Here is a 21,893-nt window from a genome sequence, read left to right on the forward strand (position 1 = left end):
TAGTCCTCCACGAAAGTCTCGTTGCGGCTCTTCCCGCTTTCATGGCGTGCGGGCGGCCGGGCCGGATTGTGATCAAGCGGCACCGTTCCGTCTACCGATAGATTGATGCAATTGCGTGCGGCGAATTTGACGATGTGGAAAGGAGCTATACCTTCCCCAGCGCGCGCAGCACCTTGCCGGGCGTGAACGGCATGTCGGTGAGCGGCTTGGCGCCGAGCGGGCGCAGCGCATCGTTGATCGCATTCATCACGCAGGCCGGCGCGCCGGCGGTGCCGGCCTCGCCCGCGCCCTTGGCGCCGAGTTCGGAATCCGCGGTCGGCGTCACGACATGGCCGATCTCCATGTCCGGCATTTCCATCGCCATCGGCACGAGATAATCGGCCATGTTGCCGTTCAGCATCTGGCCGCGCTCGTCATAGAGGCAATGCTCGAACAGCGCACCGCCGAGGCCCTGCACGATGCCGCCGCGAATCTGTTCGTCCACCAATTGCGGATTGATGACGGTGCCGCAATCCTCCACGCACCAGTGCTTCAGCAGCTTGATGAAGCCGGTATCGGTATCGACTTCGAGATACGACGCCTGGATGCCGTTGGTGAAAGAGAACGCCCAGGCGCGCGGCACATAATGGCGTGTTGCAACAAGTTCCGCCTGGAAGCCGGGCGGCAGGGTATCGGGCCGGAAATAGCAGATGCGGGCGACCTCTTCGAGCGAGATGCGCTCGGTCTTGGTGCCCTTGTCGACAACCACGCCGTTGTCGATGTCGAGTTCGGAGGCCTTGGCCTGCAGGATGGAGGCCGCGGCGGCGAGGACGTTTTCACGCAGGGCCTTGCCGGCCTGCCACGCCGCCTCGCCGCCGATGCCTGCCGCCCGGGATGCCCAGGTACCGCCGCCGTAAGGAGTGTTGTCGGTGTCGCCCATGATCACGCGCACCTTCTCGATCGGCACGCCAAAGGCCGAGGCGACGCATTGGGCGATCACCGCCTCCGCGCCCTGGCCCTGTTCGGATACGCCGGTATGGCAGAAGATCGCGCCCTTGCCGTCGAGCCGCACCGTCGCGCCGTCCTGCGCCGAAATTTTCGCGCCGCCGACGCCGTAGAAAGCCGCGCTCGGGTTCGTGACCTCGATGAAGGAAGCGAAGCCGATCCCGCGATAGATGCCCTTCGCGCGCGCGGCCGCCTGATCGGCGCGCAGCGCCTTGTAATCCATCATCGACAGGATTTTCTCGGTCGAGGCGATGTGCGACAGCTTCTCGAACTTGATGCCGGAGGCGGCCTGCGAGGGGTGCGCGTGGTCCGGAATGAGATTCTTCTTGCGGACCTCCACCGGGTCCATGCCGATCCTGGCCGCAGCGAGATCGACCAGCCCTTCCGTGACCGCGGTTGCAATCGGGTGCCCGACCGCGCGGTACTGGCACATCACGTTCTTGTTCTGGAACACCACGCGCGCGCGCGCGCGATAGTTCGGGCAGGTATAGGGCCCGCCGGTCAAATTGACGATCTGGTTCGCTTCGATCCCCGAGGTGCGCGGATAGACCGAATAAGGCCCGATGCCGGTCAGGTCGTCGATCTCGAAGGCCGTGATGGTGCCGTCCTTCCTGATGCCAATTTTGCCCTTGACGCGATGGTCGCGCGCGTGAATGTCGGTGACGAAGCTTTCCAGCCGGTCGGCGACGAACTTGATCGGCCGCTTCAGCATCTTTGAGAGCGCCACGACCGCCATCTCGTCGGCATAGGTATGCACCTTGATGCCGAACGAACCGCCGACATCCTTGGTCACGACACGCACCTGATGCTCGGCGAGATCGAGGTGCTTGGCGAACAGGTTCTGCATCATGTGCGGCGCCTGCGTCGCGTGATAGACGGTCAGCCGCTCCTCGCCCGGATTCCAGTCGGCGATGATGGCGCGCGGCTCGTTGCACACGCCGGTATGACGGCCGAAATGAAACACCTGTTCGACGATCGCATCGGACTCGGCAAATGCCTTGTCGACCTCGCCAGCATCCAGCGTGCGCTCGAAGGTGAGGTTGTCGCCGAGTTCCGGATGGATCACCGGCGTGCCCGGATCGAGCGCGGTTTCGGGGTCGGTGACCGCGGGCAATTCCTGATAGGCGATCTCAATCAGCTCGCAGGCATCCTCGGCCTGCGCGCGCGTGCGGGCGACCACGGCGCAGACCGCCTCGCCCTGCCAGCAGGCGCGGTCGACCGCGATGGCATATTGCGGTGCCGACTTGATGCCCTTCAGATGCGTCAGCACGCCGACCCAGGGCGTGATGACTTTGGCAAGCTCGGGTCCGGTGACCACGGCGATCACGCCAGGCGCTTTCTCCGCCTTGCGCTTGTCGATCTTGACGATGCGGGCATGGGCATGAGGTGAGCGCAGGTACGCGACATGGGCCATGCGCGGCAGCGTCATGTCGCTCACATACTGGGCGCGGCCTTGCGCCAGGCGCTTCAGGTTCGGGCGCGGCACGGAACGGCCGATATAGGAATTCGGCCGGTCGAGCGCGGTGAGCGGCGAGGGAAGGTCGGAGACGATTTTCATGATGCCATTTCCTCGCAACAACTGTCTCCGTTCGTCCCCGCGAAAGCGGGGATCCGGTTGCGTTGCAACGCAACCAGAGGTCCGATCGGTGGAAATATAAGGTCTGGGTTCCCGCTTTCGCGGAGACGAGCGGATGATAGCCCCGTGCCCGCGCCCATTACTTTGCCTTCCTGGCCATCGCCACCGACTCCACCGCATCCACAATCGCGTGGTAGCCGGTGCAGCGGCAGTAATTGCCGGATATATGTTCACGGATGTCGTCGCGACTCGGTAGTTTGCCGTTGGCAAGAAGCTCCTGTGCGGTGAGCAGCATGCCCGGCGTGCAATAGCCGCATTGAAGGGCGTTGCGCTTCTCGAACGCGTCCTGCAGGTCGGCGATCTCGCCGGAGTCGGAGACGCCCTCGATGGTCTCGACTTTGGCGCCGTCGCATTGCACGGCGAGCATAAGACAGCCGCGCACCACGTCGCCGTTCACACGCACCGAACAGGCGCCGCACACGCCGTGCTCGCAACCGACATGGCTTCCGGTCAAGCTCAAATCCTCGCGCAGGAAGTCGACCAGCGACTTGCGCGCCTCGACCTGCGCGGCGACCGGCTCGCCGTTGACGATGAGGTTGATGTCGTAAACCGGGCTCATGCATGTCCCCCGGAGAGCTGCGCGGCCACCCTGCGCAGCAGCACGCCGGCGAGATGCATCTTCACGGCCCCTGTTTCCTGGATGTCGTCAGGCGGATCGAGATCGGCCTCGAGCGCCTTCACCGCCTCGTCGACCGAACCTTCGGCCAATGCAGTCTCCGCGTGCTTTGCCCGTATCGGCGTCAGGCCAACACCGAAATAAGCGAGCCGCACATTCTTTAGCGAACTGCCTTCCGCGTGCGCCGAAGCCGCCAGCCCCGCGAGCGCATAATCGCCGTGGCGGCGCGACAATTCCGCGAAGCCGTAGCGCATCTCCGGAGTCGCCACCGGCAGACGGATTGCGGTCAGCATCTCGTCGGGGCCGATGGCGGTTTCGTAGAGTCCCTTGAAGAAATCGTCGGCCTTTACCCAGCGGCCGCCACCCTTGCCGGCAATTTCGGCTGCGCCGCCGAGCGCGAGGAAACAGGCGGGCAATTCCGCCGCCGGATCGGCGAAGGCAATGGAGCCGCCGATCGTACCGCGGTTGCGGATCGCCGGATGGGCGATATGCGGCAAGGCCATGGCGATGAGCGGGGCATGCTTTCCGATCACGTCGGATCTGGCGGCGGCGGCATGGCGCACCATCGCGCCGATCGCGACATCGCCGCCGTTCAACGCAATGCTGTCGAGGCCGGGAATCGTGTTGAGATCGATCAGCAGGTCCGGATGGGACAGCCGCATGTTCAGCGTCGCCATCAGGCTCTGTCCGCCTGCGAGCAGTTTCGCGCCGTCGCCATGCTCACTCAGCAGCTTGACCGCGTCCTCGACCGAACGGGCCTTGGCATACGCAAACGGCGCCGGCTTCACGCTGACCTCCCCGGATCTTGTGCTTTGGTTTTTGCTTGTTCTTATTCTGAGCGGGAGATTGCGTACACGTCAACCGCAAGCCGTCAAGCCGGGCGAGCGCGAAATGCAAAAGCCGGCATGACGGCTTATGGGCGGGTCTTAAGACCGGGCCCGCCCCCAATCAATATCCGCATCGGCAATGATTGGCGCCTCTACTCCCCGTTGCGGTTGGTGAACCGTGCATTGCCGAGTCCGGTGCCGATTGTCAGCACGGCCCAATGGTCGACATCCTGCATGAACGGCGCTTCGCTGAGGCCCTGAACGACAGCGTCATTGTGCAGCACGATAGCGGTATCGTCGTCTCCGATCCTGGGGATTGCTTCGTGAAGGCGCGCTGGCAGATTGAAGCGGCTCGATTCCCAGTTGCCACCGGGAAGATTCTGACCGCCGCGGTCGATCGAGCCGTCCGGCTCGATCATACCGGGACAGCCAATGCCGATGAACGGGGCGAGTTTGAATTTCTCGCGATGCGCCTTGTCGATCAGCCGCTCCAGCATGCCCACGAGATTGTCGATCGCATTCTCACGTTTGATGTCGCCCTCTTCGGCGTGCCGCCACAATTCGTATTTCCAGACACAGGATTTCGACAGGTCGGTCTTCTTCTTCAGATTGAGGTCGATTACGCCTGCGCGGATATTGGAGCCGCCGATATCCACGGCAAGAATGGCGTCATGCGCCTTGAACATCCAGGCCGGCGCCAGATGTCCGGCGCCGAGCAGCCCGGCCTCGTCAGGATCGTTGCGGATCGGCACCAGCTCGGTCTTGATCTTGTCGGCCTTCAGGATCACCGAGGCGCGCCCGATGGCAAGTTCGCCGATCCGGCTGGCGCGGAAGCCGCCGCCGATGACGATGCGTTCGGTTCCCGCCCACGCCTTCAGCTTCAGAAAGCGCCGGATCACCAGGGCGAGTTCCTGCGCGAATTCCTCGACTGCGCCGTGAACCAGGCCAGCGGCTTCCGGGTCGCCCTTGGTCAGGAACTCGTCGAGCTGCTTCTTGCCGAGTTCATCGGTCGGCGTATCGCCGAACGGGTCGTCACCAGCTTTTCGCAGCGCCTTTCGCCAGTTGTCGATGATCTCGACGAACGCGGTCTTGCTGGCGCGGTCGCCGAGAAAGCCCTCATCGTCCTTCAGTTCGACATTGTAGCTGTCGACCACGACCGAGGGCAGGCGGGCCGCGCCATGAGCGGCCACGGGGGTGAGAATTTTGGTGTCGGCCATGCGCCCTCCAAACGCGGATCAACGATGGAGGGCAGGAAGTGTTCCGCTCAGGAGCCTGTGATTCCGGGGCACATCCGAAAGCCGCGGGCCCGAAATCCCGTCAATCTTTCAGTAATGCTTGCTTCCGGTCCGGCGCTTTGCATGTCGCAGAGTGGCTCAAAGCGATTTCACGATATCGATCGCACGGCGCAGCAGCGTCATCGACGCTTCCGGGGTCCGAAAAGCAGCGTGGGCCGAAAGCGTCACATTGTCCATCCGCGTCAGCGGATGATCGGGCTTCAGCGGCTCGTTGTGGTAGACGTCGAGGCCGGCCTGGCGGATATGGCCTGTGCGCAAGGCCTCCAGCATCGCGGTCTCGTCGATCAGTGCAGCGCGCGCGGTGTTGACCAGGATGACGCCGGGCTTCATCCGCGCGATACGTTCGGCGTCGATGAAGCCCCGGGTGTCGTCGTTGAGCACGAGATTGAGCGAGATAACGTCGGATGTGGCAAGCAGAGTGTCGAGATCGACCAGCGGCGCCGGCGCGTCGTCGCGTCTGGTGCGGTTATGCGCGATCACCTTCATGCCGATGCCCTTGGCGATCCGCGCGGTTTCCGAACCGATACCGCCCAGCCCGATGATGCCGAGCGTCTTGCCGAGAAGCTGCATGCCCTCCAGCGGCTTCCAGGTGCCGGCGCGCAGTGTGCGGTCCATCTTCGCGATATCGCGCGCGCAATCGAACATCAGCGCGATCGTGTGTTCGGCAACTGCAGTGTCGCCATAGCCCTTGATGATGTGGACGGTGATGCCGAGCTCCTTCAATTCGGCGATGTTCATATAGCTCGCCGCGCCGGTGCCCAGAAACACGATGTGCTTCAGCGACTTGCATCGCTCGATGAATGGTGTCGGCATGTAGGAATGATCGTCGAGGACGACATCGTAGCCGTCGAGCAGGCGCGGCAGGTCCTCGCTCCTGAACGGCGCAGTATTGACGGCGATGGGCGGATCGTCCGGGCGATGCACGCGATGCCAGACCGGTTCGAGCTGGTGATTGCAGTCGATGAAGATGGATTTCATGCCAAGGTTCTTGCGCGTTTCATCGCCGCGCGCAACATCAGCGCCACGGACACGCCGCTGACGGTCACGGCAACGAATAGAAGTGGTCCGCGCTCCCAGCCGAAATGCTGCACCAGCGATGCCATCGCCGCCGGACCGAACAGGTTGCCGAGATTGCTCGCCTGATTCATCAGTCCGAGCACGATGGCAAGGAGCGCGGAGCTTGCGGCCAAGCGCGGCGCTGCGGCGAAGATCGAGGCCGGGATCAGGCCTGTGACGGCAAGGCTCGCCGAGGCGAGCGCAGCGATCGCGATTACCGGCAGCGCGTCGGAGAAAATGCCGAACGACGCCGCGCCGGCGAAGCAATAGCCGAATGCGGCGATGGCCCAGATCGGCGCGCCGAACCGCAGCAATGCGCCGGCGAAGACATTGCCCACAGCATTGGCCGCGACGGTTATGGCGCTGATGGTGCCGGCGGCGGCGATCGAGAGGCCGAGCCGGTCGACCAGCAAGGTGGGCAGGAAATTCGCCATGGCCGCATACTGGAAGGTGTAGATGCCGAAGGCGGCCGCCAAGAGGATCGGGCCGGGCGTGCCCAGTGCGGCCTTGATATTCGGCACCAGTGTCGTCAGGGGCGCGGTGGGATTGGCCTCCTCCCGCAGCGGTATGAACACTATGGCCACGGCATAGGCGAGGGCCACCGCGCCGTTCACGATCCACAGCATTTGCCAGCCCTGCGCCATCAGGTGCGGGCCTGCCAGCATCATGATCAGCGAGCCGATCGGCATATACGCGCCGAACAGCGCCAGCACGGTGTCACGGTCGCGCGGCGCGGTGACCGCGCGCAGGAGGCGCGGAATCGCCAGGACCGCGGCGAGAAAGCCGCAGCCTTCGATCACGCGGGTGGCGATCAGGAGGCCGCCATCATTGACCATGGCCCCGGCCAGGCTGCCCAGGCCCGCAGCGACCAGTCCGGCAATCAGCGTGCTTCTTGCGCCGAACAGCGACGCGACAATGCCGGCCGGCAGCCCGCCGAATGCGCCAAGCACGCCATAGGCGCCGATCACCCACGACGCCAATACCAGCGACAGCGAAAGCTCCGACTGCAGCACCGGCACCGCAATCGCGGCCTTGCCGATCTGCAAAGCCACGACCACGCCCGCAAGGATCAGGGCGGCCACCGCGCCCCAGCGGGTCCGTAGGTTCATGGTGCTCAAGCCCGGCCGTCAGTCATCGTCTCGAAAGCGGGCCGTGTTATAGCGGCTCGATGCAAAGCCTCAAATCCGCTCTGCTGATCGGTCTGGTCTGCTATGTGGGCATCGTCGCGCTGATGTATCTGGCGCAGCGTGCGCTGATGTATTTTCCGTATCCGGTGCGGGTCGCGCCCGCCGATGCCGGTTTCGCGCAGGCCGCCGAGGCCGAACTGACGGCCGAAGACGGTGTCCGGCTGATCGCCTGGACCGTGCCGCCGCAGCCGGGCAAGCCGGTCATCGTCTATTTCCACGGCAATGGCGGGGCGCTCGCGCACCGCGTGCACCGCTTCCGCCGCCTGATCGAGGACGGCACCGGGCTCGTCGCCTTGTCCTATCGCGGCTATGGCGGTTCGGAGGGCCGCCCGACCGAAGACGGGCTGATCGCCGACGGCCGCGCGGCCTATGACGTCGCCCGCACCCGCTATCCCGATGCGCCCATTGTCCTGTGGGGTGAATCGCTCGGTTCCGGCATTGCGGTGGCGCTGGCCACGGAACAGGACGTCGCCGCCGTCGTCCTCGAAGCGCCCTTCACCTCGGCCGCGGACGTCGCCTTTTCGGCCTATCCCTTTTTGCCGGTCCGCCTGTTGATGAAGGACCAGTTCCGCTCCGACCAACGCATCGGCAAGGTGACCGCGCCGGTGCTGATCATGCACGGACGGCGCGACCGTGTGGTGCCGTTCCGGCTCGGCGAGCGGCTGTTTGCGCTGGCCAACGAGCCCAAGGCGTTCGTCGCCTTCCCCGAAGGCGGCCACGAGGATCTCGACCGCTACGACCATCTTGCCGCCGCGCGCAAATTCCTCGCGCAGCATCTGCGTTAGGAGGACGCGGCCGCGCGCCGCGCGCCGGCAAGCTTCCACGGCAGCAGCAGCAGCGGAAAGCTTAAGCCCGCCAGCGCCAACACTGCGAGCGCGCGCTGCGGCCACGGCCCGAGCGCATCGATGAAGGGCGGGATTTTCAGGGGCGGCGCCGGATCGCCGATATAGGCGTAGTTGGCGCCGAGCCAGGCATTCACGCCGGCCACCACCACGACGTAACACGCACTGAAGGCATAGACCCGCGGCAGGTCGTTCCAGAGCGGGCGGAAGCCGAGCACCACAAGATCGTAGAGCGCGCAGGCCACGACCACCGAATGGGCGATGAAGAAGAACCAGAACACGCCGGTCGCCGGCCCCGCGACCAAAGCCGGCTGGATGAAGGCCTGCAGCGTCAGCGCGAAGGTCCAGAAATACAGCGTTGCGCGCAGGAACCGGCTGCCGGTGAGCAGCGCCAGTGGCCCGATCAGCCCGCCGAGATCGCAGATATGCAGCGGCAGCCCGGTCAGCCAGTCGATGCCGCCGGCATGAAACCAGGCATTGTGGAACGCCCAGAAGACGAGGCAGGTCCAGGCGAAGGCGCGGCGGAAGGCGGGCTCGGCGCCGCGCGCTTGCTGGCGCCGCGCCAAGACGATCAGCACGGCGATGGCGGCGAAGCACACCAGCACGGAGACGAGATGCAGCGCCGTGTAGGGCGTGAAGACGTCCCAGGGTCCTGGACCAACCGCTGCGGCCGCGGGCTGCATCGTCGTTATCCCCCCTCGCCGTTGCCGATGCGCGTTCGAGTCGGGGGCAGTTTATCCGCAAACCATGACAGCGGGGAGGCGACGCTGCGCCGCTTCGCGCAGGCGAAGCGGGCCGCCGGTGCGAGGCGGCCCGCATCTTATGGCCCGGACCGGGACCGGGCGCGTTATCCTGGCGCGCGATCAGGCTTCCTGCAGCGAGACCTGATCGGCATTCTTCGACAGCGTGACCTTGCCGCCGTCGACGCCGCTGACGAGGCTCAGATCGATGAAGTGATGATGGTCTTTGTGCCCGGCCGGCGCCGAATCCTTGGTCAGCTTGATGCGGTTGCCCTCGACGCGATCGACCTTGCCCACGGTTTTGCCGTCCGCGCCGCAGACCTCCATGTGTTCCTTGATGTCGCTCGGTTGCATGTTCGCTCCTTTTTCGTTGGCTTCGATGGATGCGCGGGCCAACGCCGCATCGGGAGCGAAGGTTCCGGGCAGCCTCGACGCGGCGGAGGCTTGGCGCGCCCTCATGCTTTGCCCTCATGATTGGCTCTGATGATTTGCGCTCACGCCTTGCTCTGATGATTTGCACTGATGATTTGCTCTCGCGCTTTGCTCCTGCGCGCGCAGGCCGGAGCGTTGCCGCGATGCGTTCGCATCCGGCGGGTGAGGGGAGGACGGCGCGCCGGCAGACGCAGGCCAGTCCTGAATGCTGCGAGGCTTGCACCGCGCAGCCGCCTCCCGGCGCGCCGCCCCGGCCCGCTTGCGCGGTCCGGGACTTCGTCCGGAGCGGCGTTCTTTCGGCGGAGCGTTGTGTCCGCGTACAGGCATGCGGGCCGCGTTTGCGTACCTGCGCCCAACCGGGGCGCAGGCCGTATAGCGAGCTCCTCGCGCACGGGTCGTAGTGCCCGTAGAGCGGGGTCCCGCAGCCTCCCGGTGGCCTGTTTGCGAGACAGACCAGCAGGCGCCGCACCTTCGCTCCGCTCAAACGACGCCTCGCGAGAGCGCCCCTCGATGAGCGAGGTGGCGATAGGAATATTATGCTATAGGAATTTTGTCAAGGACCGCCTGTCCGGTCCGCAGGAAGGCTTCTGCCTCGGCCTCCGTTCAGAAGGTGCCAAGCTCGCGATAGTCGGGGTCATGTTCGGCGGTTTCGGGCGAGCACAGGACGACGAAGGCGCTCTCACGAGGTTCAATAATCTTCGTCAGGTCGTCGCTGTCCGAAGGCGACATATGCCGTGCTCCGCAGCGCGGGCAGTCGTCATCACACATGCAGGACCATTCGTCGGTCCAGCCGTACCCGCAACGATCGCATTCATAATGATTTAGGAACCAGGCCATCCGCTCCTCCAAGCGGAAGCTTCAGTTATTTAAGTGCAACATTTCAGTCGTTGGATCGCAATCGATAACTACCGCGTCCCACACGCCCGAAGCGACGAAGCGTGGCATGTCGGCCGGAAGAAACCTCATCCTCCGCTCATTCCCGCGAAGCGGGAATCCAGAGAAGGCAAGCACAAGCGGGCCTGGTTGTGCTGGGTTCCCGCCTCTTGCGTAAGACGTGCTTCGCGCGTTTGCGCGGGGACGGGCGGGAGGGAGCGTGCGCAAAAGACGTGGATGCCGGGGTCAAGCCCGGGCATGACCGCATGAGAGAGCCGCGTTACCCCATGGCGTTCGCTGTTGGCGTCGACGGCCCCTTATTCAAACTTCAACCCCGCCGCATCCACCACCGGGTCCGCCTTCCGCATCGCCTCACTGTCCGACATCGGGCTCTGCTCGCCGACATGAACCGCGGCATTGTCGGCGCTCCCGGCGTCCGCCGCGCCTCCGTCAGCGCTGCGCGGCGATATAGGCGGCGAGATCGCGCGCCTCGTCGCGGCTCAGGCCGATCGGGGGCATCGGTGGATGCGGGCCGAGCAGGAACACGATGAGCCGCTCGCCGGCGAGATCGGATCGCCGCGCCAGCTCGGCAAAGGTCGGCACCCCTTCGATGGCCTTGGCCTGGTCCTTCGATACCAGATGGCAGGACGCGCACCAGCGCTTGGCGAGGTCCGCGCCGTTTTTGAGATCGGTCCGGCCGCCGCCAGCCGCCTGCTGCGCCTGCGCTGCCAGCGGCAGCACGAGCAGGCAGAGCGCGGAAATGGCAGCAAGCGGCGCCGCCTTGTTTCGAAACGCCAGTGAACGCATTCGCATCGAAGGACCTCAGTTTTCAGGCACAAAAGAAAAACGTGACGGCGCGGGCTTGCGCCCGCCCGTCTCTGAGCTTTCGGGGGATAGTGATGACATGCAGCCGCGCCGGCCCGCCTCAGACCGGCAGCGACAATCGACGTGCTGCGCCGCTCACTTCTGGGTGGCGATATAGGCCGCCAGGTCGCGCGCCTCGTTGCGGGTCAGCGTCATCGCCGGCATCGCCGGATGCGGATTGAGCAGCAGGAAGGCCAGCCGTCCGGCACCGATATTGCCGCGCTGCGCGATCGCAGCGAACGAGGGTATGCCGTCCACCGCCTTGGTCTGGTCCTTGGCGACGAGGTGGCAGGACGCGCACCAGCGCTTGGCGAGCTCCGCGCCCTTCTGCGGATCGGGGCGGGGATTTTTGCGCTCCGCGTCCTGCGCCATGGCCGCGAGCGGCAGCACGAGCAGCGAAAGCGCGGCGGCGATCGGAATGCATTTCATGACAGTGCCCTGTGTGATCCCTCGCTGAACTCTTGCAACGTTGCGTTTGCGGCGGGCGGATGCCTTGCCCCACGTCAAATCCAAGCCAAACCCAAGCCCAACCCAAGCCCAACCCAAGCCAAACGCAAGCCCAACCCAAGCCAAACGCAAGCCAAACCCGGTCAAACCCAGGTCATACCCAAGTCAAAACCCCACATGCCTGTGTCAAACTCATGACCGAACACGCGCCAATCAGAATGCCTGATAGGTGCGGCCATATTGCCCGCCGACGCGGCGGAATCCCTCCGCGGCCGGGGCGTAGTTCTGCTGGATGTTGAGCGCCTTGGCGTAGGAGCCCGCGGCCTTTTCCTTGTCTCCCATGCGCTCATAGGCAAGCCCGCGGCTGGTCCAGGCGGCGAAATTCTGCTCGTCGAGCTGTACCGCATTGTCGAGGTCGGCCGCCGCGGCCTTGAGGTCGCCGACCGCGATATAGGAGAGCGCGCGGGCGAGATACGGGTCGGCCTCGCGCGGCGCCAAGGTCGCTGCGGTGGCGAAATCGTCGATGGCGAACTGATGCTGGCCGGAGCCCTGATAGAGCAGGCCGCGGTTGTAATAGGCCTGCGCATTGTCGGGACGGATGGCGATGGCGCGGTTGAAATCGTCCAGCGCCTTCAGCGGCTGCTTCTTGTCGCGCCAGGCGAGCCCGCGGCCGAGATAGGCGGTCGCGTAAGTCTCGTCGATCCGGATCGCGGCGTCATAATCCTTCAGCGCCAGATCGGGATTGCCGTCCTGACGGTGCAGGAGGCCGCGATTGGCATAGGCTTCGGAATAATTCGGATCGAGCTGGATCGCCTTGTTGAAATCGGCCAGCGCCTCCTTCCGCCGCCCCGCGGAGGCGAGCACGGTGCCGCGCATGTTGTAGGCCTGCGGATCGTTGGGCTGCGACTGGATCACTTCGGTGAGCGAGGCGATATTGGCGGGGGAGGCGGCATAGGTCGCTTCCGGCGCCAGCGCGCCCTGCTCAAGCATCGTTGAACAGCCGCCAAGCGACAGCGCTGCGGCCAGACCGAGCGCATTCAAGACGAAACGGCGGGGGACGGCGCGGACGGACATCATCGGTCGCCATGATAAGCCGTGCGGCGTGGCGTTAAAACGGCGGCGCGGCCCAAAACAAAAACCGCCGGAGCGGCTCCGGCGGTTTTTTCGAATCGGGATTGCGCCCTGCCCGCTCAGCCGCGCGCGCCGCCGCCGAAGCCGCCGCCACCAGCCGGACGCGGACCGCGGCCGCCGTCGCGGCCGCCGGCGCCCATCACGGGCTTCGGCTTCATCGGCAAAAGCCCTTCGCGCTGCAGCTTCTTGCGCGCCAGCTTGCGCGCGCGACGCACCGCTTCCGCCTTCTGGCGGGCCTTTTTCTCGGAGGGCTTCTCGTAATGGCCGCGAAGCTTCATTTCGCGGAAAATGCCCTCGCGCTGCATCTTTTTCTTCAGCGCCTTGAGCGCCTGGTCGACATTGTTGTCGCGGACAAGAACCTGCACGGACGATCCTTCTTGGCGATGCCGCCGCAGCCGGGCGGGCCCGGCGGGAGGCACATCATGAATGCGGTGGTGTTCGGGAACCGGAGGCCGGTATCCGGCCCTTCAATTCGGGCGGCGGAATACCAGAAACGGTGCACAAAGTCCACAGCTGTCTCACGGCTGTCAGGCCGCGGCCGATTTGGCTTGCTGGAACCGCAATTGACCGGCAAGCCTTGACCTCGAATCCAAACAAGCCGGGGGCAAGAATGACGGGCTATGCATGGACCGCCGTTGCGGCACTTTTGGTTTTTTCGCCGGTTGCGGCCAATGCGCAGCAGAAAGGCGGAACGCCCCTGGGCTTGCCCAATCTGATGAAGGGCACGCCCGAGGAGGAAGCCGCCTGCGCGCCGGATTCGGCCCGATTCTGCAAGCGCTTCGAGCCGGACGCCATTCAGGTTCTGGGCTGCCTGCAGCGCAACCGCCAGCAGATCAGCAAGGCCTGCCAGTCGGTCCTGCGCGCCCGCGGGGTGTGACCGTCAGTCAATCTGCACCCGCGTGACATGGCCCATCTTGCGGCCCGGCACCGGGTCGCCCTTGCCGTAGAGGTGGAGCGACGCCCCCGGAACCGTGAGCCAGCGCCCGTAATCGGCGGCCTCGGCTCCGATCAGGTTGATCATCTCGACCCGCCCCAGCCGGACCGGCTCCGCCAGCGGCCAGCCCGCGACGGCGCGGATATGCTGCTCGAATTGCGAGACCGAGCAGCCGTCGATGGTCCAGTGTCCCGAATTATGCACGCGGGGCGCGATCTCGTTGACGAGGACGCGCTGCGCGGTGCCGTCGCGCAACACGAACATCTCGACCGCCAGCACGCCGACATAGTCGAAGGCGGTGGCGATGCTCTCGGCGATCCGGACCGCCTCGGCGGCCACCGCAGGCGGGACAGCGGCCGGCACGCGGGACACTTTCAGGATGTGGTCGCGGTGTTCGTTCTCGGTGACCTCGAAGCTCTGCAGCGAGCCGTCGCGGCCGCGCGCGACCACGACCGAGACCTCGCGTTCGAACGGCACGAAGCCCTCCAGGATGCAGGCGGCGCCGTTGACCGCCCGCCACGCTGCCGCCGGATCGCCGCCGGCGTCGATCTTGAACTGGCCTTTGCCGTCATAGCCGAAGCGCCGCGTCTTCAGGATCGCCGGCAGGCCGATCTTGCGCACCGCCTCGAAGAGTTGCGGCGCATCGCTCACCGCCGCATAGGGCGCGGTGGCGATCTCCAGATTGTCGATGAATTCCTTTTCGATCAGGCGATCCTGTGTGGTGGCGAGGACGCGCGGATCGGGCAGCACCGGAACGCGCTGCGAGAGGAAGCTCGCGGTCTGCGCCGGCACATTTTCGAATTCGTAGGTGACGACGGCGCAATCCTTGGCGAAGCGGGCCAGCGCCTCCTGGTCGGCATAGGCTGCAACGGTGCCGCGTTTGACCACGTCGAACGCGCAGGAATCCGCCTCCGGAGCATAGACATGGCAATTCAGTCCGATGCGCGAGGCGGCCTGGGCCAGCATGCGCGCCAGCTGGCCGCCGCCGAGAATGCCGATCGTGGAGCCCGGCGGCAGCGGGGCGTTGTCGCGCTTGAACATGCTATGTCCGCCGCTTCTTGCCCGTCGTCCTGGGCGCGACGTCCGCGGCGTCGGACTTCGGCCGTTTGGCGACGCCGGCGGTCTGCGCCTTGCGCAAGGCCGCGAGCCGCTTGGCGAGCGGCTTGTCGTTCAGTGCCAGCACCGCCGCGGCCAGCAGCGCGGCATTGATCGCGCCCGGCTTGCCGATCGCCAGCGTGCCGACGGGAATTCCGCCCGGCATCTGCACGATGGAGAGAAGCGAATCCTGCCCGTCCAGGGCGGTGGCGTTGACCGGCACCCCGAACACCGGCAGCGTTGTCATCGCCGCCGCCATGCCGGGCAGATGCGCGGCGCCGCCGGCGCCGGCGATGATGATCTTGTGCTTCTTGTGTGCGGACTTTGCGAAAGCGTAGAGCCGGTCGGGCGTACGATGGGCGGAGACGATCAGCGCCTCATAGCCGATCTTCAGGCGGTCCAGCGTCTCGGCGGCATGCTGCATGGTCGCCCAGTCGGACTGGCTGCCCATGATGATGGCGACAGGCTTCTTTCCGGAGGATGATGTCGGCCGGGCGGCCATTGTGGCGATTCCGTGAGCGAAAGAAGCGCCTGACTATACGCAGGCAACGGGGTGCGGCAAGCGAAACGCCAGCTTTCGCGTGACATTACGCAATGATATCCGGGGTCAGCTGATCCTCGATGAAGGCGATCCGGTCGCGCAGGATGAGCTTGCGCTTTTTCAGCCGCTGCAGCTGGATCTGGTCGCGGCCCGGCGCGTCGCTCAGCGCCTCGATCGCGGCGTCAAGGTCGCGATGTTCCTGCTGCAGCCGCGCCAGCTCGGTGCGTAAAATGTTCTGCTCGTCGGCGGTCATGCGATTCGGTGTGAAAATCCCTTGGTTCCAGAGGGTTGCAAGAGAAGCGCGACGGACAGGCGGGTTCCCATGCTTGTGCCGCGTTCCAGCCCGGCGTTCAAGATATGCTGAAAAGTAACGAAAAACGGGGATTTGCCGCGCTGCAGCAATTGACGATGTCGACTTGCCACATTCTGCATGTCAGACTGATGAAGTCAGGACTCCACTTCATCCAGGAGGCCACTGCTGCCATGTCCATTCAAGAGCATCTTGTGGAGCTCAAGGCCCGCCATCGGGCGCTTGAGGAAGAAATCGCCGATGCCCTCGCGCATCCGTCGACCGACGATACCAAAATCGCCGAATTGAAGCGTCGCAAGTTGCAAGTAAAGGACGAGATCGCGCGGATGCAGGCTTCGACCAGCCTCCACTGATTGAGCGGTTTCGCATATGATTTGATTGCGGCTGGGCCGCCGGCACTCCTGACGGAGACCGGCGGCCGTGCTTTTAAGGGTTCCGTGACGTGATCTGCAGACGTCGGGCTGTTGCGATGCGCCGTGCCGGCCTTGCGCTCATGGTCGTTCTGGGCGCCGTGTTCGTCTGCGACGCCGCGCTGGCGCAGGCGCCGCGCGCGGACGAAGCGCCTGCGCCAATGGCGGGCCATCCGCGAGCTGGATCGTCCCCGACGCCATCCGATGACGTGCGGCTTGATCTGCAGAAACCGGAGGGCGAGACGCCGTCAGCGGAAGAGAGCTGGTGGCAGAAGATCGTGCGCGCATCGCCGAACTGCAAATTCTTCACGGATGGCTGCCGCACCTGCAGTCTGACTGCCTGCTCAAATATCGGCATTGCCTGTCAGCCGAAGGAATGGTCCTGCAACGACGCCGATACCGTTTCGCCAAATCCTGAGACCACGCCCAATGATAAGCCGGAAACCAAACCATAGACGGCGGCACCTGGGAGCGCTTGTCGGCGCTCTTGTTTTCTGCGCGGTAACGCCAGGTGTTGCGCAGGATGTGCGTGGGCTCGAAGTCTGCACCGCCGAGAAGCAGATGGATCGCCGCACCGGCTGCCTGCAGACCAACGACGAGTTCCTGCAGGGCGTGATCGAGCGCAATGCGCGCGATGCGCGGCAGAGGCTCGACGCGGCGATCAAGGAACTGAGCGCCGCGCGCATCGAAATCAATGCGCTCAAGGCGGCGCTGGCGGCGACGACGGCGCGACTGGACAAGCTGGAAAAGGCAAAGGCGGATCAGCCCAGGACGAAGTGACGTTGCGAGTCCGGCCAGGAGGGCGTTCTGCGCGCGCAGCCCCGGTCTTCCGGATCGGAAGCGGAGTTCGAATATGCAGGCGGGAGCGCCCATTGCCTCGCACGCAGTTTCGACAACGGTCGTGCGCGGGTTCACCAGGTCGCAATACAGCCGCTGAAACGGTGCCGCATAAAGATCGCAAACCGGCTGGCTGGCGCGGCATCCTTTGCTGATCGGACGCCGGTCACGACAAAGCGGAGCGGTTCGCCCGGTTCGATCCGGAATGTGCCGGAGCCCGCAAATGTCCAGGAATGGCGCGCGGCCGGTCGCCGGCTATTTCGGCGCCACCGGAGTGATAGTTCGGATGGATGAGGACGATGCGCACGACGATCTGCCCTTTGTGCAGGGATGTCAATCAAGGATGACACAGCTATCTCGATCAAGATCAGTGAGCGCCGCCGGGACCGCGCGGCTGTATGGCGGCAACGGACTGTCCGAATCCACGTCCGGGGAGCAGGAGGCTCAAGCGGCAGCCCGCACCGGCATCGTCTGCGCCATCGCCTCGCGATAGGCGGCGGTGACGCCGTCCACCATCGCATCGAGCGAGAAGCCCGCGGCGACGCGCTCGCGCAATTGTCCGGCCAGCCATTCTGCGGCAGCAGGATCGTCAAGTGCGCCGGCGATCGCATCGGCGAGCGCCCCGGCATGTCCGGCCTCGATCAGCGCACCCGAGAGCGGCCCGTAGATTTCCGGAATGCCGCCGACCCGCGTTGTGATCAGCGGCTTGCCGGCGGCTGCCGCTTCCAGCACCACATAGGGCAGCGATTCGGCGCGCGAGGGGATCGTCATGATGCGGCCGAGCGTCAGCGCCCGGCGCGCCTGCATCGCCCCCGTAAAGCGGATTGCATGTTCGATCCCATGTCTGGCGGCCTGCGCCTTCAGGTCGGCCTCGTCGGGGCCGCTGCCGACCAGCGTTGCCGTGACGGGACGGCCGGCCGCATGCAACCGCGCGATCGCTTCGATCAAAATATCGATGCCCTTCACCGGACGCAGCTCGCCCATGAAAATCAGATCGGTCGCGTCCTGCGCCAGCGTCACCGGCGCGAATTCGCTCGCCGCGACTCCGTTGTGAATGACGCGCGCAATGCCGTTGGGCGCGCCGATCTTCCTGCGGAACACCTCGCCGCTATAGGCGCTCTCGAACAGGTACAGCGCAGGGCGCGCAAGCAGGATGCGTTCGAGGGTCAGATACATGCGGCCGGACAGGTTATCGTGACTTAACAGCAGGCTGCCGCCATGCGGCGTATAGCCCCGCACCACGCGCCGGCCGGGCATCGCGAGCCGCGCATAGGCACCGCCCTTGGCGCCGTGGCCATGGATCACCTCCGCGCCGGTCTGCCGGATCCGCTGGGTGACGTGATACACCGCCGGCGCATCGAGCGGATCGAGCTGGCGGCGCATCGGGATGCGCGTCAGGCCGAGAGCGAGTTGCGGTTCGAGTTCCGCGAAAATCTCATCGGCGCGCGCATTGCCGGTGAGCCGGTCCGCGATGATGCCGACGCGGTGGCCGCGCGCGACCTGCCCGCGCACCAGATCGACGACGTGACGAAACAGCCCGCCGACCGGCGCGCGGAAGACGTGCAGGATGTTCAATGGCGTTGCGGGCTTTACATGGATCATGCGCGGCATCTGCGATTGGCGCCGGCCCTCGGCGAAGGCCATGCCGGCGCCTCGCAATGTACCCCCCGCGGGTTTGCCCAATGATTAACGGACACTGCGGCATGAAGCCTCTCGCATCGGCCGCAGGACATTGGTGGGACCGGCTTATCCATCGATTGCAGCGCGAATTGCAGCCGAAAATGCCCCCAGCAGGCCGGAATCGGCCGCGAGACGGTCGCGCAGGTGGCGCGGCAGTTCGAGCTGAACGCCGCGCCCGCTCCGTCCGCGGTTGCAGATATTGCTGGGATGCGTTCCGGGATAACGCTGCGCGTCGAACCGGGCCGCGAAGCCAGCCTCGGTGAGCGACTTGCGCAGACGCTCGCGCAAGCGCGTCTGGAGCCCGCCAAGATAGACCAGCCAGGGGTCGTCGATACCGACCATGCCGTGGACCGTGATAACGATGTCGGAGCGCGCGACCAGGTCAAGACAGCGCGGCTCATCGAATCTGTGCGATGTGATATGCAGATGCGCGTGCGGGCGGCCCGGACGCAGGCCGGTGAAACTGTAGAAGCTGAGATCGTTTCCCGCGATCCTGCGTGCGATCGGCGTGGTATTGGGCTCGATGAATCCGCCATGCGGCGCGATCACCGCGACCCGGCTGTCGCGCGCTGCAACCTCGATGAGGTAATCGAAATTCTCTCGCTCGTGCTGCGACAGCGCGGCGAAATTCGCATAGCGATCGGCCATCCGGGGTGCCTTCACGCCTCCCGCGCCATATCCCGCAATTTGAATTTCTGAATCTTTCCGGTCGAGGTCTTCGGCAATTCGCGGAACACGATGTGGCGCGGCACCTTGTAGCCGGCGAGATTTTGCTTGCACCAGGCGATCAGGTCGTCCGCATTCGCGCTGGCGCCGGGCTTCAGTTCGATGAAGGCGCACGGCGTCTCGCCCCATTTTTCGTCGGGCTTTGCCACCACCGCCGCGGCCTGCACGGCCGGATGCTTGTAGAGCGCGTCCTCGACCTCGATCGAGGAGATATTCTCGCCGCCGGAGATGATGATGTCCTTGGAGCGGTCCTTGAGCTGGATATAGCCGTCGGGATGCATGACGCCGAGATCGCCGGTATGGAACCAGCCGCCGGCAAAGGCTTTCGCCGACGCGGACGGGTTCTTCAGATAGCCCTTCATGATGACATTGCCGCGCATCATCACTTCGCCCATCGACGCGCCGTCGCGGGCGACCGGCTGCATGGTTTCCGGATCCATCACCTCCAGCGCCTCGAGCGCGCCATAGCGCACGCCCTGCCGCGCCTTCTTCGCGGCCTGGTCGGCGGAGGAGAGCGCGTCCCATTCGCTGTGCCAGTCGTTGACCACGGCCGGGCCATAGCTTTCAGTCAGGCCGTAGAGATGCGTTACGTTGAAGCCCGCCTCCTTCATGCCGGCGAGCACCGCTTCCGGCGGCGGCGCGGCGGCGGTGAAGAATTCAACCATATGCGGCAGCGGCTTTTTCTCGCTGGCCGGCGCGTTGAGCAACGTCGCCATCACGATCGGCGCGCCGCACAAATGCGTCACCTTGTGGGTGGCGATCGCGTCATACATCGCCGCTGCGCGCACCTGGCGCAGGCAGACATGGGTGCCGGCGACCACCGAGATCGACCAGGGAAAGCACCAGCCGTTGCAGTGGAACATCGGCAGCGTCCACAGATAGACCGGATGCTTGCGCATCGAGCAGGTCAGGACATTGCCGGTCGCGAGCAGATAGGCGCCGCGATGGTGATAGACCACGCCCTTCGGATCGCCGGTGGTGCCCGACGTATAGTTCAGCGAGATCGCGTCCCATTCGTCGTCCGGCATGCGCCAGGCGAAGTCCGGCTCGCCCTCTTTCAGAAAGTCCTCGTATTCGAGGCTGCCGATGCGCTCGCCGTCGCCTTTGTCTTCGGGATCGTCATAGTCGATCACCAGCGGTTTGACCTTGGCGCGCGCGAGCGCATCCTTCATCACGCGCGAGAATTCGCGATCGACGATCAGCACTTTGGTTTCGGCGTGATCGAGCGTGAACGCATTCACTGCGGCATCGAGCCTTGTGTTGATGGTGTTGAGCACGGCGCCGGTCATCGGCACGCCGTAATGGCATTCGAGCATGGCGGGGGTATTGGCGAGCACGACCGAGACGGTGTCGCCGCGCCTGATGCCGCGTTTCGAAAGCGCCGAGGCGAGACGCCGCGCGCGGGCATAGAAGTCGCGGTAAGTGCGGCGCAGCGTTCCGTGGATGATGGCGGTGTGATCGGGATGGGTCGATGCCGCGCGTTCGAGGAATTGCAGCGGGGTCAGCGGCTGGAAATTCGCCGGATTGCGATCGAGATCGATGTCGTAGGGCGTCAGATCTTGGGGCGTTTTAGCCATTGTTGTTGCCTCCCTTGGATGAGGCAACAATAGAAAGCGGCGGGGGCGCGATCAATCAGCGCAAAGTCAGGGGAGGCGGGGGTGTAATCCCCCTGGGCAAGGCAGCGCGGGCGCGGTCGGGATAGTCCGAGATGACGCCGTCGATCCCGGTCTGGTAGATCAGTTCGAGATCGGCCGTCTCGTTCACGGTCCAGGGGATCACCTTCAGCCCGAGATCGTGCGCTTCCTTCACCAGTGCGGCGGTGAGGTTGCGGAAGAACGGCGACCAGACCTGACAATCCGCAGCCTTCACCAGCCGCGGCACCGAGCCATCAAAATCATCGACGTCGAGCCCCGCGGTCCAGGGCGAGGGACCGGGCAGGTTGCGGCGGATATTGTCCTCGCCGGGACTCTGGATAGTCAGGCACACCCGCTGGATTTCGGGCGCGATGCGCTTTGCGACCATCAGCGTGCGCCAGTCAAAGCTCTGGATGCTGGCGCGTTTGGTGAGGCCGGCGTCCTGAATGGCTTTCACCAGAGCAGTCGCGAAGGTTTCCGGATCGGGCGTATCGGGTTCGGAGGTCGGCGTCAGCTTGGTCTCGATGTTGAAGCGGATGTGGTCGGCGCCGACGCGCTTCGCGAGATCGAACACATCGGTCAGCTTCGGGATGCGCACGCCATCGGCACCCTTCTGCATCGGAAAGCGCGCGGCATAAGCCGTGCCGGGCTTGATGCGGCCGACGTCATAGGCCTGCAAGTCGTCGAAAGTGAGGGAACGGATGGCCGGACCGGTTGCTGTGAGGAATTCGCCGTCGGGACCGCGGGTATGGTCAGGATTGAGATGCGAGTCGTGGCTGACGACAAGGACGCCGTC

25 protein-coding genes and 1 pseudogene are annotated in these 21,893 nt (G+C 65.0%); 5 read left to right on the forward strand and 21 right to left on the reverse strand.

The window, feature by feature from the left end:
• Positions 1–145: 145 nt before the first annotated feature.
• The 6 genes from ACK41X_RS07285 to ACK41X_RS07310 form a co-directional block, all read right to left on the reverse strand.
• Positions 146–2,542 carry a xanthine dehydrogenase family protein molybdopterin-binding subunit gene (locus ACK41X_RS07285; RefSeq protein WP_409720757.1) on the reverse strand — a complete coding sequence of 799 codons (2,397 nt, stop codon included), beginning with the start codon at positions 2,540–2,542 and terminating at the stop codon, positions 146–148.
• A gap of 157 nt (positions 2,543–2,699) precedes the next feature.
• Positions 2,700–3,179 carry a (2Fe-2S)-binding protein gene (locus ACK41X_RS07290; RefSeq protein ID WP_409720759.1) on the reverse strand — a complete coding sequence of 160 codons (480 nt, stop codon included), beginning with the start codon at positions 3,177–3,179 and terminating at the stop codon, positions 2,700–2,702.
• A complete protein-coding gene (locus tag ACK41X_RS07295; RefSeq protein ID WP_409720761.1) occupies positions 3,176–4,024 on the reverse strand; it encodes an FAD binding domain-containing protein in 849 nt (282 codons plus the stop codon). The genes ACK41X_RS07290 and ACK41X_RS07295 overlap by 4 nt, the downstream gene beginning before the upstream one ends.
• Before the next feature lie 191 nt (positions 4,025–4,215).
• Complete coding sequence (locus ACK41X_RS07300; protein WP_409720763.1) at positions 4,216–5,280, reverse strand: ROK family protein; 1,065 nt, start codon at positions 5,278–5,280, stop codon at positions 4,216–4,218.
• Between the two features lie 156 nt (positions 5,281–5,436).
• Positions 5,437–6,336 (reverse strand): 2-hydroxyacid dehydrogenase, encoded by a 900-nt coding sequence (locus tag ACK41X_RS07305; protein ID WP_409720765.1) that lies wholly within the window; start codon positions 6,334–6,336, stop codon positions 5,437–5,439.
• On the reverse strand, positions 6,333–7,523 hold the full coding sequence (locus ACK41X_RS07310; protein ID WP_409720767.1) for a CynX/NimT family MFS transporter: 1,191 nt from the start codon (positions 7,521–7,523) through the stop codon (positions 6,333–6,335). The genes ACK41X_RS07305 and ACK41X_RS07310 overlap by 4 nt, the downstream gene beginning before the upstream one ends.
• Positions 7,524–7,582: 59 nt before the next feature.
• Between ACK41X_RS07310 and ACK41X_RS07315 the strand changes: the two genes are divergently transcribed.
• The gene (locus tag ACK41X_RS07315) at positions 7,583–8,386 is read left to right on the forward strand and encodes an alpha/beta hydrolase (RefSeq protein WP_409720769.1); all 804 of its coding nucleotides are present in this window, start codon (positions 7,583–7,585) and stop codon (positions 8,384–8,386) included.
• On the opposite strand, the gene ACK41X_RS07320 is transcribed toward ACK41X_RS07315, so the two are convergent.
• The 7 genes from ACK41X_RS07320 to rpsU all read right to left on the reverse strand — a co-directional run bounded on the left by ACK41X_RS07320 (position 8,383) and on the right by rpsU (position 13,295).
• Positions 8,383–9,126 (reverse strand): TIGR02206 family membrane protein, encoded by a 744-nt coding sequence (locus tag ACK41X_RS07320; RefSeq protein ID WP_409720771.1) that lies wholly within the window; start codon positions 9,124–9,126, stop codon positions 8,383–8,385. The two genes, ACK41X_RS07315 and ACK41X_RS07320, sit on opposite strands and share 4 nt — an antisense overlap.
• 180 nt (positions 9,127–9,306) lie before the next feature.
• Positions 9,307–9,537, reverse strand: coding sequence for a DUF2171 domain-containing protein (locus tag ACK41X_RS07325; protein ID WP_409720773.1), 231 nt, complete (start codon positions 9,535–9,537; stop codon positions 9,307–9,309).
• Between the two features lie 681 nt (positions 9,538–10,218).
• Positions 10,219–10,452 carry a hypothetical protein gene (locus tag ACK41X_RS07330; RefSeq protein ID WP_409720775.1) on the reverse strand — a complete coding sequence of 78 codons (234 nt, stop codon included), beginning with the start codon at positions 10,450–10,452 and terminating at the stop codon, positions 10,219–10,221.
• Positions 10,453–10,938: 486 nt separating this feature from the next.
• On the reverse strand, positions 10,939–11,301 hold the full coding sequence (locus tag ACK41X_RS07335) for a c-type cytochrome (RefSeq protein ID WP_409720777.1): 363 nt from the start codon (positions 11,299–11,301) through the stop codon (positions 10,939–10,941).
• Positions 11,302–11,448: 147 nt separating this feature from the next.
• On the reverse strand, positions 11,449–11,781 hold the full coding sequence (locus ACK41X_RS07340) for a c-type cytochrome (RefSeq protein ID WP_409720779.1): 333 nt from the start codon (positions 11,779–11,781) through the stop codon (positions 11,449–11,451).
• A gap of 231 nt (positions 11,782–12,012) precedes the next feature.
• On the reverse strand, positions 12,013–12,873 hold the full coding sequence (locus tag ACK41X_RS07345; RefSeq protein WP_409720781.1) for a tetratricopeptide repeat protein: 861 nt from the start codon (positions 12,871–12,873) through the stop codon (positions 12,013–12,015).
• 116 nt (positions 12,874–12,989) lie between these two features.
• On the reverse strand, positions 12,990–13,295 hold the full coding sequence (gene rpsU, locus ACK41X_RS07350) for a 30S ribosomal protein S21 (protein ID WP_409720783.1): 306 nt from the start codon (positions 13,293–13,295) through the stop codon (positions 12,990–12,992).
• A 245-nt stretch (positions 13,296–13,540) separates the two neighbouring features.
• Between rpsU and ACK41X_RS07355 the strand changes: the two genes are divergently transcribed.
• Entirely contained in the window at positions 13,541–13,807 is a 267-nt protein-coding gene (locus ACK41X_RS07355) for a hypothetical protein (protein WP_409720785.1), read from the forward strand.
• A gap of 3 nt (positions 13,808–13,810) precedes the next feature.
• Here the strand turns inward: ACK41X_RS07355 and ACK41X_RS07360 are convergent, their stop codons facing one another.
• The 3 genes from ACK41X_RS07360 to ACK41X_RS07370 form a co-directional block, all read right to left on the reverse strand.
• The gene (locus tag ACK41X_RS07360; protein WP_409720787.1) at positions 13,811–14,905 is read right to left on the reverse strand and encodes a 5-(carboxyamino)imidazole ribonucleotide synthase; all 1,095 of its coding nucleotides are present in this window, start codon (positions 14,903–14,905) and stop codon (positions 13,811–13,813) included.
• Position 14,906: 1 nt separating this feature from the next.
• Positions 14,907–15,461: a 5-(carboxyamino)imidazole ribonucleotide mutase gene (gene purE / locus ACK41X_RS07365; protein ID WP_409720789.1), complete on the reverse strand. Its 555-nt coding sequence runs from the start codon at positions 15,459–15,461 to the stop codon at positions 14,907–14,909.
• Between the two features lie 85 nt (positions 15,462–15,546).
• Positions 15,547–15,753, reverse strand: coding sequence for a YdcH family protein (locus ACK41X_RS07370; RefSeq protein WP_409720791.1), 207 nt, complete (start codon positions 15,751–15,753; stop codon positions 15,547–15,549).
• Between the two features lie 230 nt (positions 15,754–15,983).
• Between ACK41X_RS07370 and ACK41X_RS07375 the strand changes: the two genes are divergently transcribed.
• The 3 genes from ACK41X_RS07375 (at position 15,984) to ACK41X_RS07385 (ending at position 17,000) form a co-directional block, all read left to right on the forward strand.
• Positions 15,984–16,163 carry a YdcH family protein gene (locus ACK41X_RS07375; protein WP_409720808.1) on the forward strand — a complete coding sequence of 60 codons (180 nt, stop codon included), beginning with the start codon at positions 15,984–15,986 and terminating at the stop codon, positions 16,161–16,163.
• Positions 16,164–16,279: 116 nt separating this feature from the next.
• On the forward strand, positions 16,280–16,675 hold the full coding sequence (locus ACK41X_RS07380) for a hypothetical protein (RefSeq protein ID WP_409720793.1): 396 nt from the start codon (positions 16,280–16,282) through the stop codon (positions 16,673–16,675).
• A 70-nt stretch (positions 16,676–16,745) separates the two neighbouring features.
• Positions 16,746–17,000, forward strand: coding sequence for a hypothetical protein (locus ACK41X_RS07385; protein WP_409720794.1), 255 nt, complete (start codon positions 16,746–16,748; stop codon positions 16,998–17,000).
• 72 nt (positions 17,001–17,072) lie between these two features.
• Here the strand turns inward: ACK41X_RS07385 and ACK41X_RS07390 are convergent.
• The 5 genes and pseudogenes from ACK41X_RS07390 to ACK41X_RS07410 form a co-directional block, all read right to left on the reverse strand.
• Positions 17,073–17,288 (reverse strand): annotated as a pseudogene (locus ACK41X_RS07390) (V4R domain-containing protein); the annotation flags it as partial.
• Between the two features lie 213 nt (positions 17,289–17,501).
• Entirely contained in the window at positions 17,502–18,701 is a 1,200-nt protein-coding gene (locus ACK41X_RS07395; RefSeq protein WP_409720796.1) for a glycosyltransferase family 4 protein, read from the reverse strand.
• 102 nt (positions 18,702–18,803) lie between these two features.
• Positions 18,804–19,385 (reverse strand): poly-gamma-glutamate hydrolase family protein, encoded by a 582-nt coding sequence (locus ACK41X_RS07400; RefSeq protein ID WP_409720798.1) that lies wholly within the window; start codon positions 19,383–19,385, stop codon positions 18,804–18,806.
• Between the two features lie 11 nt (positions 19,386–19,396).
• On the reverse strand, positions 19,397–21,040 hold the full coding sequence (locus tag ACK41X_RS07405; RefSeq protein WP_409720800.1) for an acyl-CoA synthetase: 1,644 nt from the start codon (positions 21,038–21,040) through the stop codon (positions 19,397–19,399).
• A 55-nt stretch (positions 21,041–21,095) separates the two neighbouring features.
• Positions 21,096–21,893: glycerophosphodiester phosphodiesterase family protein (locus ACK41X_RS07410; protein WP_409720802.1), on the reverse strand; the 798-nt coding region annotated here is incomplete at its 5' end.

Source organism: Pseudorhodoplanes sp. (assembly GCF_046289595.1).
Taxonomy (GTDB): domain Bacteria; phylum Pseudomonadota; class Alphaproteobacteria; order Rhizobiales; family Xanthobacteraceae; genus Pseudorhodoplanes.